Raw genomic sequence first — 13,466 nt, 5'->3', positions numbered from 1 at the left:
TACAGTTTGTCTCGTGGATGCAGAGGCGATCAACGCAGTCCGCGCCGTCGTCGGCGAGGTCCTCGAGCGCGAGTCCGATGCCCGGGAGTGGTCCGCCTGGGCCGCGGCCGGCCTGACGTCGCTCCCCGTTCCCGAGGAGCACGGCGGTGAGGGGCTCGGCCTCGACGCCGTCGCCGTGCTCCTGCGCGAGGCCGGACGACGAGCGGTGCAGGTGCCCGCCTGGGAGACGCTGTGCTGCGGCGCGCTCACCCTGGCCGGCCACGGCACCGACGCCCAGCGCAAGGAGCTGCTGCCCGGCATCGCCTCCGGCGAGGTCGTCGTCACGCCCGCGCTGCATGGCTCGGCGACGTACGCCGACGGCACGCTCAGCGGCCGCAAGCTCGCCGTGACCTACGCCGAGCGGGCTCATCGCCTGCTCGTCGTCGCCACCGACGGGGCGACGGGCCGCGCCGTGGTCGCGCTGGTCGACCCGCACGGCCCCGGGGTCACCCTGGCGCCGTCGAGCGCGTCGAGCGCGAACCCCCAGCACACCGTCGTCCTCGACGGCGCGCCGGCCGACCTCCTCGACGAGGGGGCCGCCGAGCGCCTCGACGCGCTGGCCCGCACCGGTCTCACCGTCACCGCGGCCGGTGTGCTCGCCGGCGCCCGCGACCTGACCGCCGACTACGTCAAGGGCCGCCGGCAGTTCGGCCGCGCGCTGGCGGAGTTCCAGGCCGTGTCCCTGCAGATGGCCGACGTCTACGTCACCTCGCGCACGCTCGACCTCGCCGCCGACAACGCGGTCTGGAGGGTCAGCGAGGGCATCCCCGCCGCCGACGACCTCGCCGTCGCGGGCTACTGGGTCAGCCAGGTCGCCCCTTACGCGTTCCGCACGTGCCACCACCTGCACGGCGGCATGGGCGTCGACATCACCTACCCGCTCGTCGCGTTCACGACCTGGGGGACCGACCTCGCCCACGCGCTCGACACGCTCGCCGCCGACGTCCCGGTCGAGGACTCCGGCGCCAAGAACCCCGAGCTGACCGAGGCGCAGCGCGCGCTCAAGGCCGAAGTGCGCGCCTACTTCGCACGCCTCGCGCACGACGCGCCGGCCGACGTCGCCGACGACGGGACGTTCGACCGGCACGGCCCGTCGTACCAGGCCCAGATCCGGCAGCTCGGCACCGACGGCTGGATGGGCGTCGGCTGGCCGAAGGAGTACGGCGGCCACGGGCTCGGCGAGATCGAGCAGACGATCTTCGCCAACGAGGCCCAGTACGCCGACGTCCACCTGCCCGCGGTGACGCTGCAGACCGTCGGTCCCACGCTCATCAAGTACGGCACGCAGAAGCAGAAGGACCTGTTCCTCGAGCGCATCCTCAAGGGCGACGTCCACTTCGCGATCGGCTACTCCGAGCCCGACGCCGGCACCGACCTCGCGTCCCTGCGCACGACCGCCAGGCGCGACGGCGACCACTACGTCGTCAACGGCCAGAAGCTGTGGACCACCGGCGGCCACCAGGCCGACTACGTCTGGCTCGCGGTGCGCACCGACCCGGACGCCCCCAAGCACAAGGGGATCTCGATCCTCATCGTCGACACGACCGACCCCGGCTACTCCTGGACGCCGATCATCACCGCCGACGGCTCCCACCACGTCAACGCGACCTACTTCAACGACGTGCGGGTGCCGGTCGACATGCTCGTCGGCGAGGAGAACCAGGGGTGGAGGCTGATCACCACCCAGCTCAACCACGAGCGGGTCATGCTCGGACCGGCCGGCCGGATCGAGGGCCTGCGCGACCGGGTCGTGCGCTGGGCCGACGCGGCCGGGCTCCGCGACGCTCCCGACGTGCGGGACGTGCTCGGCAGGACCACCGCGGTGTTCCGTATCAACGAGCTGCTCAACTGGGAGGTCGCCCGCGCGGCTGCCTCGGGCGAGATCAAGGTGGCCGACGCCTCGTCGTCCAAGGTGTTCGCGGCCGACCAGGTCCAGCACCTGCTCGCCGACCTGATCGCGCTCGTGCACCGGCACGGCGACCCGGGAGAAGAGGAGACCAGGAGGTTGCTCGACTACCTCGACGCGCAGGCCAAGCGGAACCTCGTCCTCACCTTCGGTGGCGGGGTCCAGGAGGTGCAGCGCGAGCTGATCTCGATGTTCGGCCTCGGCCTGCCGCGGGTGCCGCGATGAGCGCCGCACCTGCTCCCGAGCTCGTCCCGGCCGACCTGCACGCCCACCTCATGTCCGAGGCGGAGCGGATCCAGGGCTGGGGCGAGGCTGCCGAGCGCACTGCGCGCGACGAGGTCAACCAGCCCACGATCAACAACTGGCTCGAGGCGATGGGCGTCGACAACCCGCGCTTCACGGCGGGCGAGGCGCCGCCGTCGATGGCCCAGGTCTGGACGATGTACGGGCTCGGCGGCAAGCCGTCCGAGAAGGACCCCCTGCACGCGATGATGCGGGTGCTCACCGACGCCGGCTTCACCGCCGTCCTCGGCACCAACTGCGAGCAGTCCTACGACCGCTACCTGACCGTGGGGGAGCGGGTGCGGGTGACCACCGCGCTCGACTCCGTCGTCGGCCCGAAGGCGACCGGCATGGGCGTCGGCTACTTCGTGACCTCGCGCAACACCTGGTACGTCGGCGAGGAGCGCGTCGCGACCATGCTCTTCCGGGTCCTCAAGTTCATCCCGCGGGGCAAGGAGGCGCAGTCGTGAGCGGCCCGGTGCGCCCGGTCGTCAGCCGCGACAACGCCTACTTCTTCGAGGGGACGAAGGAGGGCGAGCTCCGCATCCAGAAGTGCAACGCGTGCGGCGTCCTGCGCCACCCGCCCGGTCCGGCCTGCCCGGACTGCGGCGCGTTCGACCGCGGCTACGTGGTCGCCGCGGGCACCGGCACGGTCTTCTCCTACCTCGTGCACCACGCGCCGCAGGTGCCCGGCAAGGAGCTGCCCCTCGTCATCGCGCTGCTCGACCTCGACGAGGGCGTGCGGATGGTGGCCGAGGTGACCGAGCCCGTCGAGATCGGCGACCGGCTGCAGGTCGGCTGGAACGAGATCGACGACGACCTGACCCTCCCGATCTGGACGAAGGTGGACCGATGAGCACCGCGCTGACCACGCTGACCGTGGGGGACCGGCTTCCCGAGTGGAGCCTGCCCATCACCCCGACCCTCGTGGTGTCGACGGCGATCGCGACCCGTGACTTCCAGGACGTCCACCACGACCGGGACATCGCGCAGGCCGCAGGTTCGAAGGACATCTTCGTCAACATCCTCACCTCGACGGCGCTCTGCGAGCGCTACGTCACCGACTGGGCCGGACCGGACGTGCAGATCCGCGGGATCGCGATCCGGCTGGGCGCCCCGGCGTACCCCTACGACACGTTCACGTTCACCGGCGAGGTGACCGCGGTCGACGACGGCGTCGCCACGATCAAGGTGGTCGGCGCGGTCTCGCTCGGCGACCACGTCATCGGCACCGTGACGGTGGCGGCATGAGCGAGCGCACCCTCTCCGGCAAGGCCGCGATCGCGGGCATCGGCGCCACCGAGTTCTCCAAGGAGTCCGGTCGCTCCGAGCTCCAGCTCTCCGTCGAGGCGGTCCGGCACGCACTGGCCGACTGCGGCCTGACGCCCCAGGACGTCGACGGCCTGGTCACCTTCACGATGGACACGTCGTCCGAGATCGCGGTCGCCCGCGAGCTCGGCATCCCCGAGCTGCGCTTCTTCAGCCGGATCAACTACGGCGGCGGCGCCGCCTGCGCGACCGTGCAGCAGGCCGCGATGGCTGTCGCCACGGGGGTCGCCGACGTCGTCGTCGCCTACCGCGGCTTCAACGAGCGCTCCGGCGACCGCTTCGGCCAGGTCTCGAAGTGGGCCGCCGCGCAGGTCAACACCAACGGCCTCGACAACGCGTGGACCTACCCCCTCGGCCTGTCCACCCCGGCCGCCACGGTCGCCATGCAGGCCCGCCGCTACATGCACGAGTACGGCGCGACGTCCGAGGACTTCGGCCGGGTCGCGGTCGCCGATCGCCGGCACGCCGCGACCAACCCCGCCGCCTTCTTCTACGGCAAGCCGATCACGCTCGAGGACCACCAGGCCTCCCGGATGATCGCCGACCCGCTGCACCTGCTCGACTGCTGCCAGGAGTCCGACGGGGCGGTGGCGCTCGTCATCGTCTCGGCGGAGCGGGCGCGCGACCTGGCCCAGAAGCCGGCGTACGTCGCCGCGGCGGCCCAGGGCTCGGGCAAGGACCAGTTCGTGATGACGTCGTACTACCGCGACGACATCGGCATCCCCGAGATCGGCGTGGTCGGCCGCGAGCTGTGGAAGCAGTCCGGGCTCACCCCCTCGGACATGCCGATGGCGATCCTCTACGACCACTTCACCCCCTACGTGCTGATGCAGCTCGAGGAGCTCGGCTTCTGCGGCCGCGGCGAGGCGAAGGACTTCGTCAAGGACGGCGCCATCGAGATCGGCGGCCGGCTCCCCATCAACACCCACGGCGGGCAGCTCGGCGAGGCCTACATCCACGGCATGAACGGCATCGCCGAGGGCGTCCGCCAGGTGCGCGGAACCTCCGTCAACCCCGTCGCCGATGCCGCGCACGTGCTGGTCACGGCTGGCACGGGGGTGCCGACCAGCGGGCTGATCCTGTCGGCCTGAGGGCTAGGACTCCTCGACCCAGACGTTGTCGTGCTCGCGCATGAAGGCGTCGTACTCCTCCGGCGTCCACTGCTCGCCCCGCGCGAGCCGGTCGAGCCCCTCGAAGTAGGGCTCGCGCGGCGCGCCCGGAGCGAAGTGCAGCAGCATCGACGCCGGCGCCCCCGACTCGTTGCGGAAGCCGTGCACCCCACCCGGCGGGACGTGCAGGAAGTCGCCCGGCCGGGCGGTCACCCACTCCTCGCCGGTGTGGATGCGGACCTCGCCGTCGAGGACGTAGAACGACTCGGCGATGCTGCGGTGGAAGTGCGGTCCCGGGCCGCTCACCGCCTCGGAGAACTCCCAGCGGTAGAGCCCGAACAGGCCGCCGGTGGCCTCGCCGCGGGCGAGGTAGTGGACCCGGTTGCCGTTGGGGTAGACGAGGTCGGCCTCGGCGTCGCCGGGGCGCACCCAGGCCGAGATCTCGCCGTCGCCGTCGTAGAGGGGAGGGGGATACGACATGGCCTCACGCTACGACCCGACGCCGCTCGCCGGCATCAGGCGAGCCCGGCCAGTCGGTAGAGGACGAGACTTCCCGCGACGGCGACGTTGAGGCTGGAGCCGACGCCGACCATCGGGATCTCGACGCACTCGTCGACCTCCTCGACGATCTCGTCCGGCACGCCGTGGTGCTCGTGACCGAGCAGGACGACGGTCGGCTCGCGCGCCGGCGCCAGGCGAGGCAGGGGGGTCGCCCCCTCGGCGAGCTCGACCGCGACGATCCGCCAGCCGGCGGCTCGTTGCTCGTCGATCCACCCGGCCTTGCTCCGCGTCCAGTGGATGCAGGGCCGCCGGCGTCGCAGCGTGTCGCCCTGGGCGAGCGCGGCGCGGTAGTGCGCCGTCGCCGGTACGGCGAGGCAGGCGCCGACCGCGTCGCAGGTGCGCAGCAGGGTGCCGAGGTTGGCGTCGTAGGCCACCCACAGCGGGGCGATGATCAGGTGGCCCCAGCAGGAGTGGGTCCGGGAGCGCCGGTGCCGGCGGAGGTCGCGGGCACGGGACTTGGTCGCCGTCATCGGGCGGGGAGAGACATCTCCATCGTCAGGGCGCCTTTCGTCGGCAGCGCCGGGCCATCACCGGAGGTGGGGGAGGTGACGGTACACCGTCCCAGTGACCGGACCCACATCCCGCCCCGCACCTGCGTATGTCACCATGGTCGGCAAGAGCTCGCGTGCTCTGGGGTCGGTGAAAATCCGAGCCGGCGGTGAAAGTCCGCGACCCGATCGCAGCCAGTGATCGGTTGACCAGGTGGAACTCCTGGACCGACGGTCAAAGTCCGGATGGGAAGTGCACGCAGGAGCGTCCGACGGACGAGCCGGTCGAAACGACGGGTGAGCCGCCGGGTGTCCCGCCAGCCCCGGAGTCCGCGTCACCGACGATCAGGACGACGAGAGGCACCCGTGGCCGAGACGACCACCAGCGAGACCGACGCGATGCGTCGCGCCGTCGCGCTCGCGGCCAGCCCGGGCGTGCCGCTCCACCCCAACCCCCGCGTGGGCTGCGTGCTGCTCGCGCCCGACGGCACGGTCGTCGGCGAGGGCTACCACCACGGCGCGGGGACGCCGCACGCCGAGGTCGAGGCGCTCGCGGTGGCGGGTGAGCGGGCACGGGGGGCGACCGCCGTCGTGACGCTCGAGCCGTGCAACCACACGGGGCGCACGGGTCCGTGCGCGCAGGCCCTCATCGCCGCCGGCGTACGGCGAGTGGTCGTCGCCCAGCGCGACCCGAACCCGCTCGCCCAGGGAGGCGCCGACACGCTGCGTGCCGCGGGCGTCGAGGTCGAGACCGGGCTGCTGGCCGACGAGGCCGAGCGGGTCAACCCGGCCTGGACGTTCGCGCACCGGCACGGCCGCCCGTTCGTGACGTGGAAGTTCGCGACGACGCTCGACGGGCGCAGCGCCGCCGCCGACGGCACGTCGCGCTGGGTGTCGTCGCCGGCCGCGCGCCGCGACACCCACCGGCTGCGGGGCCTGGCCGACACGATGCTCGTCGGCACCAACACGGTCGCGGTCGACGACCCCCAGCTCACCGTCCGGGGCGACGACGACCTGCCGGTCGGCGTCCAGCCGCTGCGCGTGGTGATGGGGGAGCGGGACCTGCCGGCCGAGCGCCGGGTCTTCGACGACGCCGCACCCACGCTGCACCTGCGCACCCGCGACCCCGACACCGCCCTGCGCACGCTCTACGCCGAGCACGACCGGCACCACGTCTTCCTGGAGGGCGGGCCGACGCTGGCCGCGTCCTTCCTCCGCGCCGGCCTCGTCGACGAGGTCGTCACCTATGTGGCGCCGATGCTGCTGGGCGCCGGGCGCTCCGCCGTCGGCGACCTCGGAATCGCCACCATCGCCGACGCGTTGCGCCTCGAGCTGGCCGGCACCACCGTCGTCGGGGACGGACCCGACGCCAACGTCCGGCTCGTCCTGCGCCCCGCGCTGCGTCCCACCGAGAGAGGAACCAACTGATGTTCACCGGCATCGTCGAGGAGCTCGGCACCGTTGCCGCCGTCGAGGACCAGGGGGACGCCATCCGGCTGACCATCGCCTCCGACGTCACCCTGTCCGACGCCGGCCTCGGCGACTCGATCGCGGTCAACGGCTGCTGCCTGACCGTCGCCGAGCGCACCGACACCACCTGGACCGCCGACGTGATGGCCGAGACGCTGGCCAAGACCAGCCTCGGCGGCCTCGCTGCCGGTGACCAGGTCAACCTGGAGCGCGCGGTCACCGCCGAGAAGCGGCTGGGCGGGCACATCGTCCAGGGCCACGTCGACGCGATCGGCCAGGTCCTCGCGCGGACGCCGAGCGAGCACTGGGAGGTCGTCGAGATCGCCATGCCCGCCGAGCTGGGGCGCTACCTGGTCGACAAGGGGTCGATCACGGTCGACGGCATCTCGCTGACGGTCGTCGAGGCCGGCGACACCAGCTTCACGATCAGCCTCATCCCCGAGACCCTCGCCCGGACGACGCTCGGCTTCCGGGCCGCGGGGGACCAGGTCAACCTCGAGGTCGACGTCCTCGCCAAGCACGTCGAGAAGCTCCTCGGCGCCTACACCAAGGAGAAGACCGCATGAGTGAGAAGGTCCGCCTGGACTCGGTGGAGCGCGCGATCGCCGACATCGCCGCCGGCCGCGCGGTCGTCGTCGTCGACGACGAGGACCGCGAGAACGAGGGCGACATCATCTTCGCCGCCAGCAAGGCCACGCCCGAGCTGATGGCGTTCACGATCCGCTACTCCAGCGGCGTGATCTGCGCCCCGATGCCGGGCGACATGCTCGACCGGCTCGAGATCCCGCTCATGACGCCGCACAACAAGGACGCCTACCGCACGGCGTACACGCTGTCGGTCGACGCCCGCGACGGCGTCAGCACCGGCATCTCCGCGGCCGACCGCGCCCACACGGTGCGGGTCCTGGCCGACTCGGCGACCGAGCCGTGGGAGCTGACCCGGCCCGGGCACGTGTTCCCGCTGCGCTACCGCGAGGGCGGCGTCCTGGTCCGGCGCGGGCACACCGAGGCCGCCGTCGACCTGTGCCGGCTCGCCGGCCTCACGCCCACGGGCGTGCTCGTCGAGGTCGTCAACGACGACGGGACGATGAAGCGCGCGCCCGAGCTGCGGGCGTTCGCCGACGAGCACGGCCTGGCGATGATCTCCATCGAGGACCTGGTCCGGCACCGGCGCCGGGTCGAGCGCCACGTGGTGCGCGAGGCCGAGACCCGGCTGCCCACCAGCCACGGCGACTTCACCGCCATCGGCTACACGATCACCGTCGACGGCAGCGAGCACGTCGCCCTGGTCTACGGCGACCCGGCGACCCTGACCGACGCCGGCCCGGTGCTGACCCGGGTGCACTCCGAGTGCCTGACCGGCGACGTCTTCGGCTCCAGCCGCTGCGACTGCGGCCCCCAGCTCAACGAGGCGATGGACCGCATCGTCGAGGAGGGGCGCGGCGTCGTCATCTACCTGCGCGGCCACGAGGGCCGGGGGATCGGCCTGGTCGCCAAGCTGCAGGCCTACCAGCTCCAGGACGGCGGCCGCGACACCGTCGACGCCAACCTCGACCTCGGCCTGCCCGCCGACGCGCGCCACTACGGCGCGGCCACCCAGATCCTCAAGGACCTCGGCGTCTCCGAGGTCCGGCTGCTGACCAACAACCCCGACAAGGTCAGCTCGCTCGAGGACTACGGCGTCACCGTGACCGAGCGGGTGCCGCTCACGCCGCACCCCAACGGGCACAACCTGTCCTACCTGCTGACGAAGCGGGACCGGATGGGCCACGATCTTCCCGACCTCGACCAGCCCGAGCTGGTCCCGGCCGACCTCGAAGGAGCCAACTGACATGGCCGGACACGGCGCCCCCGACATCGCCCCCGTCGACTGCCACGACCTCCGCGTCGCGGTCGTGGCGGCGAGCTGGCACACGCAGGTGATGGACGGCCTCATCGCCGGCGCGCAGCGCGCGTTCGCCGACCACCAGGTCGAGGCCCCCGTCGTGGTGCGGGTCCCCGGCACGTTCGAGCTGCCCGTCACCGCGGCGGCCCTCGCGCCGTCGTACGACGCGGTGATCGCGCTCGGCGTCGTCATCCGGGGCGGCACGCCGCACTTCGAGTACGTCTGCAACGCCGCGACCGACGGGCTCACCCGGGTTTCGCTCGACCACCACGTGCCCATCGGGTTCGGCGTCCTCACCTGCGACGACGAGCAGCAGGCGCTCGACCGGGCCGGGCTCGAGGGATCGCGCGAGGACAAGGGTTACGAGGCGGCCTCGGCGGCGCTGCAGACCGCCGCGACGCTCAAGCGGATCAAGCGCGGCTACACCGCCTGAGCCGCGGGACCTGAGACCGGCGCAGGGACGCCGGGGGCGACGCCGTAGGCTGAGCCCCCGTGAAGACGTTCGACGAGCTGTTCGCAGAGCTCAGCGAGAAGGCACAGACGCGGCCCGAGGGGTCCGGCACCGTCCGGGCGCTCGACGCCGGCGTCCATACGATCGGCAAGAAGCTGATCGAGGAGGCCGCTGAGTCCTGGATGGCCGCCGAGCACGAGGGCAAGGACGCCACGGCTCTGGAGATCAGCCAGCTGCTCTACCACGCCCAGGTCCTCATGATCGCGAGCGGACTCTCGCTCGAGGACGTCTACTCCCACCTCTGAGGCCCGGCCTCAGCAAGAAGGCTCACGAATGCTCAAGATCGCCGTCCCCAACAAGGGGGCCCTGTCCGAGTCCGCGTCGACGATGCTGCGCGAAGCCGGCTACGCGCAGCGCTCGGACTCCAAGCAGCTCACCAAGATCGACCCCGACAACGGCGTCGAGTTCTTCTACCTGCGTCCGCGCGACATCGCGCTGTACGTCGGCGAGGGCACGCTCGACGCCGGCATCACCGGCCGCGACCTGCTCCTCGACTCGCACGCGACCGCCAACGAGGCGCTCCAGCTGGGCTTCGGCCGCTCGAAGTTCCGCTTCGCGGCCCGACCCGGCACCGCCGAGAGCGTCGACGACCTCGCCGGCAAGCGGATCGCGACGTCGTACGACGGCGTGGTCGCCCGCTACCTCGCCGAGCGCGGCATCGACGCGACCGTCGTCCGCCTCGACGGCGCGGTCGAGACCAGCATCCAGCTCGGCGTGGCCGATGTGATCGCCGACGTCGTCGAGACCGGCAGCACGCTGCGCAACGCCGGCCTCGAGGTCTTCGGCGACATCATCCTCGAGTCCGAAGGCGTCATGATCACCCGCGAGGGTGCCGACGCCGGCGCGCTCGAGGTGTTCACCCGGCGCCTGCAGGGCGTCCTGGTCGCCCGCGCCTACGTGATGATGGACTACGACATCCGGGCCGAGAAGGTCGAGCAGGCCATCGCGCTGACCCCCGGCATCGAGAGCCCCACGGTCAGCCCGCTTCATCGCGAAGGCTGGGTCGCGGTCCGCTCCATGGTGCTGCGGGCCACCGCCCAGCGGGTGATGGACGAGCTGTTCGCGCTCGGCGCACGCGCCATCCTGACCACCGACATCCACGCCTGCCGGCTCTGATGACGATGCCCGACCTTCCCCCGCTCCCGCGCACCTGGCGCCCCTTCGGCCCCCGCATGGCCGCGGCCGTCTTCGCGGTCGTTCTCGTCGGCGCGTTCGCCTGGCTGTGGCTGCGCTTCGACGAGCAGACGAAGGAGGCGGTCAACGTCCTCGAGAAGGCGACCGTCATCGCCATCGTCGGCCTGGGCCTCGCCCTGATGTTCGCGCTCGCCCGCTCCCGCGTCGTCGCCCGCCCCGACGGGCTGACCATCGTCAACGGCTACCGCAAGCGCGAGCTCACCTGGGCCGAGGTCGGCACCGTCCGGATGCCGCGCGGCGCCCCGTGGCCCCACCTCGACCAGGGGGACGACGTGCGGATCTCGCTGCTCGGCATCCACACCTCCGACGGCGCCCGCGCCGAGACCGCCGTGCGCGAGCTCAAGGCGGTCGTCGCCGCCCATCGCGTCGACAGCTGAGCCCTGAGTTCTGGGCTCTGGGCTAGAGCGCTCGCAGCCCCCACGACGCCGCGAGGCTCTGGCCCGGCTCCAGCACGACGAGGTCGTCGCCGGAGTTGAACGCGTCCGGGGGAGCGGTCATCGGCTCCACCGCGACGCTCGCCCGCGGCGTCCCGGTGTCGTCGCCGGTGTAGACCTGCAGCCAGCGGTGGTGCTCGTCGACCCACAGCGCCACGCCCTCGCCCGCCACGCCCTCGCCCGCCGTGGACCGCAGCGTGACGGTCGCCCGCCCCGACCCGTCCCGGTCGAGGTCGGTGTAGGCGTGGTTGAGGACGGCGTCGCCGATCGGCGCCGCCGCACGGAAGGCGTCGCCCGGCTCGCGCCCGACGGGCAGCAGCCGCTCGTCGTCGGTGACCAGCCGGGTGCGCGCCGGCAGCTCCAGCGTCCACCCGTCGCACGGCCCCGGCCCGGCCACCAGGTACGGGTGCGCCCCCGACGCGTAGGGCGCCGCCGTCGCGGCCAGGTTGGTCGCCGCCTGCGTCACGGTCAGTCCATCGGTGCCCAGCGCGTACGTCGTGGTGAGCGCGAGCGCCCACGGGTAGCCGGTCTGCGCCGGCAGGAAGTACGACAGCACCACCCGGTCCGCCGCGACCGACGCGGCCGTCCAGGCGACCCACCGGACCAGGCCGTGGGAGGCGTTGGCCCGCTTCGGCTCGGTCAGCGCGAGCTGCTGCTCGGTGCCCGCGAACCGGTAGCGCCCGTCCCGGATCCGGTTCGGCCACGGCACCAGCAGCTGCCCGCTCCCGCCCGAGGGCTGCGCATCCTCGGCGAAGCCCGCGACCAGGTCGCGCCCGTCGTACGAGAGGGCGCGGAGGGCACCGCCGCCCTGGGTGACGACGGCGCGGTAGCCGTGGGCCGCGAGGAGGTACTGGTCGCCAGAAGGTGCGCTCACGCGTCGAGCCTAGGGCTGGGGTCTGCTTTGGCTGGGGTCTTCTTCACTGATGGCGTGGTGGCGCGCCGCAGTGGTTGCGGTACCTGGTTGCGGTCTTCAGCGGGCTGCGGGTTGCTGCCGGTACACCCCTGGCGCGGGGTCGTCGGCTCCATCGGAGTGCTCGACGGCATGTGTTCCGCGGTGGCTCACCTCGAAGCGGAAGCCCGACGGGCTTCGCCAGACGTAGGTGCCGATCGTGGTGACCTGGTAGCGCCATTGGCTGTGGGTCTTGGCTCGGTGGTGGCGCCGGCACAAGGGGACGAGGTTGCAGGGGCAGGTCGGCCCGCCTCGGCCGTGGGGTGTCGCGTGGTCGAGGTCGCAGCGCATTGCTGCTCGGGTGCAGTAGGGGAACCTGCAGGTGTGGTCGCGGAGCTCGACCTGCTGACGGTGGCGGTCGGGGATCTCGTAGGCCGTCACCGGCACATGCCCGGCCACGTCGATCACCGGGCGGACCGTCACCGACATGCCCGGCTGGGTCAGCCACTCGCGGATCTGCTCGGCACTGACCGGCTGCTGGTCCCACCGGCCTACCGCGTTGCTTCCCGCAAGGGTCGCGTCCGTGATGTGCACGTTCAGGACGGCTCGGCGGCTAGGGGCGCCGTCGGGGCCGAGGTCGAGCGTGAGGTCGTTCCGAGCGAGGTCCCCCAGTGCCTGGGAGCGGCGCACGTCCAGGCTCGCCTCGTTGCCGAGCCGGCCCAGCAGTGTGGCGCGGCGGGCGATCGCCTGGTCGAGGTCCGCACCGTCGGCGGCATCGACGAGACCGTCGATCGGCACCAGCCCATTCGTGTCGGGTGCCCCGACCTCGACGTAGCGGTGGTCGCTCGCGGCCGCCCGCTCTGCTTCGTAGCGCTCGGGGTCGAACCGGATGACCGCCTCCGCGATCAACCGCTCCAGCTGCGCCCAACCCACGCCGGTGGCGTTGAACAGCTGCCGGTCCACGAAAGCCGCCGCCTCACGACACAACGGCCGCGTCGCCTCGGCGATCCGCTCGGCCCGCCACGGCGCCAACCGCCCCGCAACGACCGACGCATAGACCTGCGGCAGACGCCACGCACACTCCAGCACCCGGCCCACATACACCCGGCCACCATCAGGAGAACGACCCAAGACGGCCACCAGCTCCATGAGCGCGAACTCCGACACCAGCGGCGCGCCCTCGCCCGCGATCGGCAGACCCGTGTCCACGAAACCGTCCCGGATGGTCGCCGCGCCCACCGCCCCAGCCGAGCCGGCCACCACGTTGCCCGCGGCCCACTCCACGATCCCCGCCCACTCGGCAACCACCGACTCCTCACGCACCCGCACCCCCGCCCGGAGGCCGGCGAGAAGGGCGGTCGAAGTCATA

At 72.4% G+C, this 13,466-nt stretch carries 16 protein-coding genes and 1 riboswitch; of the genes, 12 read left to right on the top strand and 4 right to left on the bottom strand.

Annotated features, from left to right (window positions below; translation table 11 throughout):
* The first annotated feature begins 13 nt into the window (after positions 1–13).
* From BM223_RS07770 to BM223_RS07755, 5 genes are read left to right on the top strand one after another with little or no spacing between them, the layout of a single operon-like run.
* Complete coding sequence (locus BM223_RS07770) at positions 14–2,170, top strand: acyl-CoA dehydrogenase family protein (protein WP_038678633.1); 2,157 nt, start codon at positions 14–16, stop codon at positions 2,168–2,170.
* The gene (locus tag BM223_RS28855; protein WP_038678635.1) at positions 2,167–2,697 is read left to right on the top strand and encodes an FAS1-like dehydratase domain-containing protein; all 531 of its coding nucleotides are present in this window, start codon (positions 2,167–2,169) and stop codon (positions 2,695–2,697) included. The genes BM223_RS07770 and BM223_RS28855 overlap by 4 nt, the downstream gene beginning before the upstream one ends.
* Positions 2,694–3,083, top strand: coding sequence for a Zn-ribbon domain-containing OB-fold protein (locus BM223_RS28850; RefSeq protein WP_235319262.1), 390 nt, complete (start codon positions 2,694–2,696; stop codon positions 3,081–3,083). Before BM223_RS28855 ends, BM223_RS28850 begins: the two co-directional genes overlap by 4 nt.
* The gene (locus BM223_RS07760; protein WP_038678636.1) at positions 3,080–3,478 is read left to right on the top strand and encodes a MaoC family dehydratase; all 399 of its coding nucleotides are present in this window, start codon (positions 3,080–3,082) and stop codon (positions 3,476–3,478) included. Before BM223_RS28850 ends, BM223_RS07760 begins: the two co-directional genes overlap by 4 nt.
* On the top strand, positions 3,475–4,647 hold the full coding sequence (locus BM223_RS07755; RefSeq protein WP_038678638.1) for a lipid-transfer protein: 1,173 nt from the start codon (positions 3,475–3,477) through the stop codon (positions 4,645–4,647). Before BM223_RS07760 ends, BM223_RS07755 begins: the two co-directional genes overlap by 4 nt.
* A gap of 3 nt (positions 4,648–4,650) precedes the next feature.
* On the opposite strand, the gene BM223_RS07750 is transcribed toward BM223_RS07755, so the two are convergent.
* Both BM223_RS07750 and BM223_RS07745 read right to left on the bottom strand, forming a co-directional pair.
* Positions 4,651–5,145 (bottom strand): cupin domain-containing protein, encoded by a 495-nt coding sequence (locus BM223_RS07750; RefSeq protein ID WP_038678639.1) that lies wholly within the window; start codon positions 5,143–5,145, stop codon positions 4,651–4,653.
* Between the two features lie 35 nt (positions 5,146–5,180).
* Positions 5,181–5,696, bottom strand: coding sequence for a TrmH family RNA methyltransferase (locus tag BM223_RS07745; protein ID WP_038678641.1), 516 nt, complete (start codon positions 5,694–5,696; stop codon positions 5,181–5,183).
* A gap of 151 nt (positions 5,697–5,847) precedes the next feature.
* Positions 5,848–5,977, top strand: a riboswitch (FMN riboswitch).
* Positions 5,978–6,113: 136 nt separating this feature from the next.
* On the opposite strand from BM223_RS07745, the gene ribD reads away from it, so the two are divergent.
* From ribD to BM223_RS07710, 7 genes are read left to right on the top strand one after another with little or no spacing between them, the layout of a single operon-like run.
* Entirely contained in the window at positions 6,114–7,142 is a 1,029-nt protein-coding gene (gene ribD, locus BM223_RS07740) for a bifunctional diaminohydroxyphosphoribosylaminopyrimidine deaminase/5-amino-6-(5-phosphoribosylamino)uracil reductase RibD (protein ID WP_038684269.1), read from the top strand.
* The gene (locus tag BM223_RS07735; RefSeq protein ID WP_038678643.1) at positions 7,142–7,750 is read left to right on the top strand and encodes a riboflavin synthase; all 609 of its coding nucleotides are present in this window, start codon (positions 7,142–7,144) and stop codon (positions 7,748–7,750) included. The genes ribD and BM223_RS07735 overlap by 1 nt, the downstream gene beginning before the upstream one ends.
* Positions 7,747–9,015 (top strand): bifunctional 3,4-dihydroxy-2-butanone-4-phosphate synthase/GTP cyclohydrolase II, encoded by a 1,269-nt coding sequence (locus tag BM223_RS07730; protein WP_038678645.1) that lies wholly within the window; start codon positions 7,747–7,749, stop codon positions 9,013–9,015. Before BM223_RS07735 ends, BM223_RS07730 begins: the two co-directional genes overlap by 4 nt.
* A gap of 1 nt (position 9,016) precedes the next feature.
* Positions 9,017–9,502, top strand: coding sequence for a 6,7-dimethyl-8-ribityllumazine synthase (gene ribH / locus BM223_RS07725; protein WP_038678647.1), 486 nt, complete (start codon positions 9,017–9,019; stop codon positions 9,500–9,502).
* A gap of 59 nt (positions 9,503–9,561) precedes the next feature.
* Positions 9,562–9,825 (top strand): phosphoribosyl-ATP diphosphatase, encoded by a 264-nt coding sequence (locus BM223_RS07720; protein ID WP_038678649.1) that lies wholly within the window; start codon positions 9,562–9,564, stop codon positions 9,823–9,825.
* A 28-nt stretch (positions 9,826–9,853) separates the two neighbouring features.
* Entirely contained in the window at positions 9,854–10,696 is an 843-nt protein-coding gene (hisG, locus tag BM223_RS07715) for an ATP phosphoribosyltransferase (RefSeq protein ID WP_038678651.1), read from the top strand.
* A 5-nt stretch (positions 10,697–10,701) separates the two neighbouring features.
* Positions 10,702–11,151: a PH domain-containing protein gene (locus BM223_RS07710; protein ID WP_158510197.1), complete on the top strand. Its 450-nt coding sequence runs from the start codon at positions 10,702–10,704 to the stop codon at positions 11,149–11,151.
* Between the two features lie 22 nt (positions 11,152–11,173).
* On the opposite strand, the gene BM223_RS07705 is transcribed toward BM223_RS07710, so the two are convergent.
* Together BM223_RS07705 and BM223_RS07700 are read right to left on the bottom strand one after the other, a co-directional pair.
* Positions 11,174–12,082: an aldose 1-epimerase family protein gene (locus BM223_RS07705; RefSeq protein WP_038678655.1), complete on the bottom strand. Its 909-nt coding sequence runs from the start codon at positions 12,080–12,082 to the stop codon at positions 11,174–11,176.
* Positions 12,083–12,178: 96 nt separating this feature from the next.
* The gene (locus tag BM223_RS07700) at positions 12,179–13,465 is read right to left on the bottom strand and encodes an HNH endonuclease signature motif containing protein (RefSeq protein WP_038678657.1); all 1,287 of its coding nucleotides are present in this window, start codon (positions 13,463–13,465) and stop codon (positions 12,179–12,181) included.
* Position 13,466: the final 1 nt, after the last annotated feature.

Source organism: Pimelobacter simplex (assembly GCF_900114845.1).
Lineage (GTDB): Bacteria > Actinomycetota > Actinomycetes > Propionibacteriales > Nocardioidaceae > Nocardioides > Nocardioides simplex.
The sequence above is the reverse complement of the archived record's forward strand: the minus strand, read 5'-3'. Positions and strand labels throughout refer to the sequence as shown.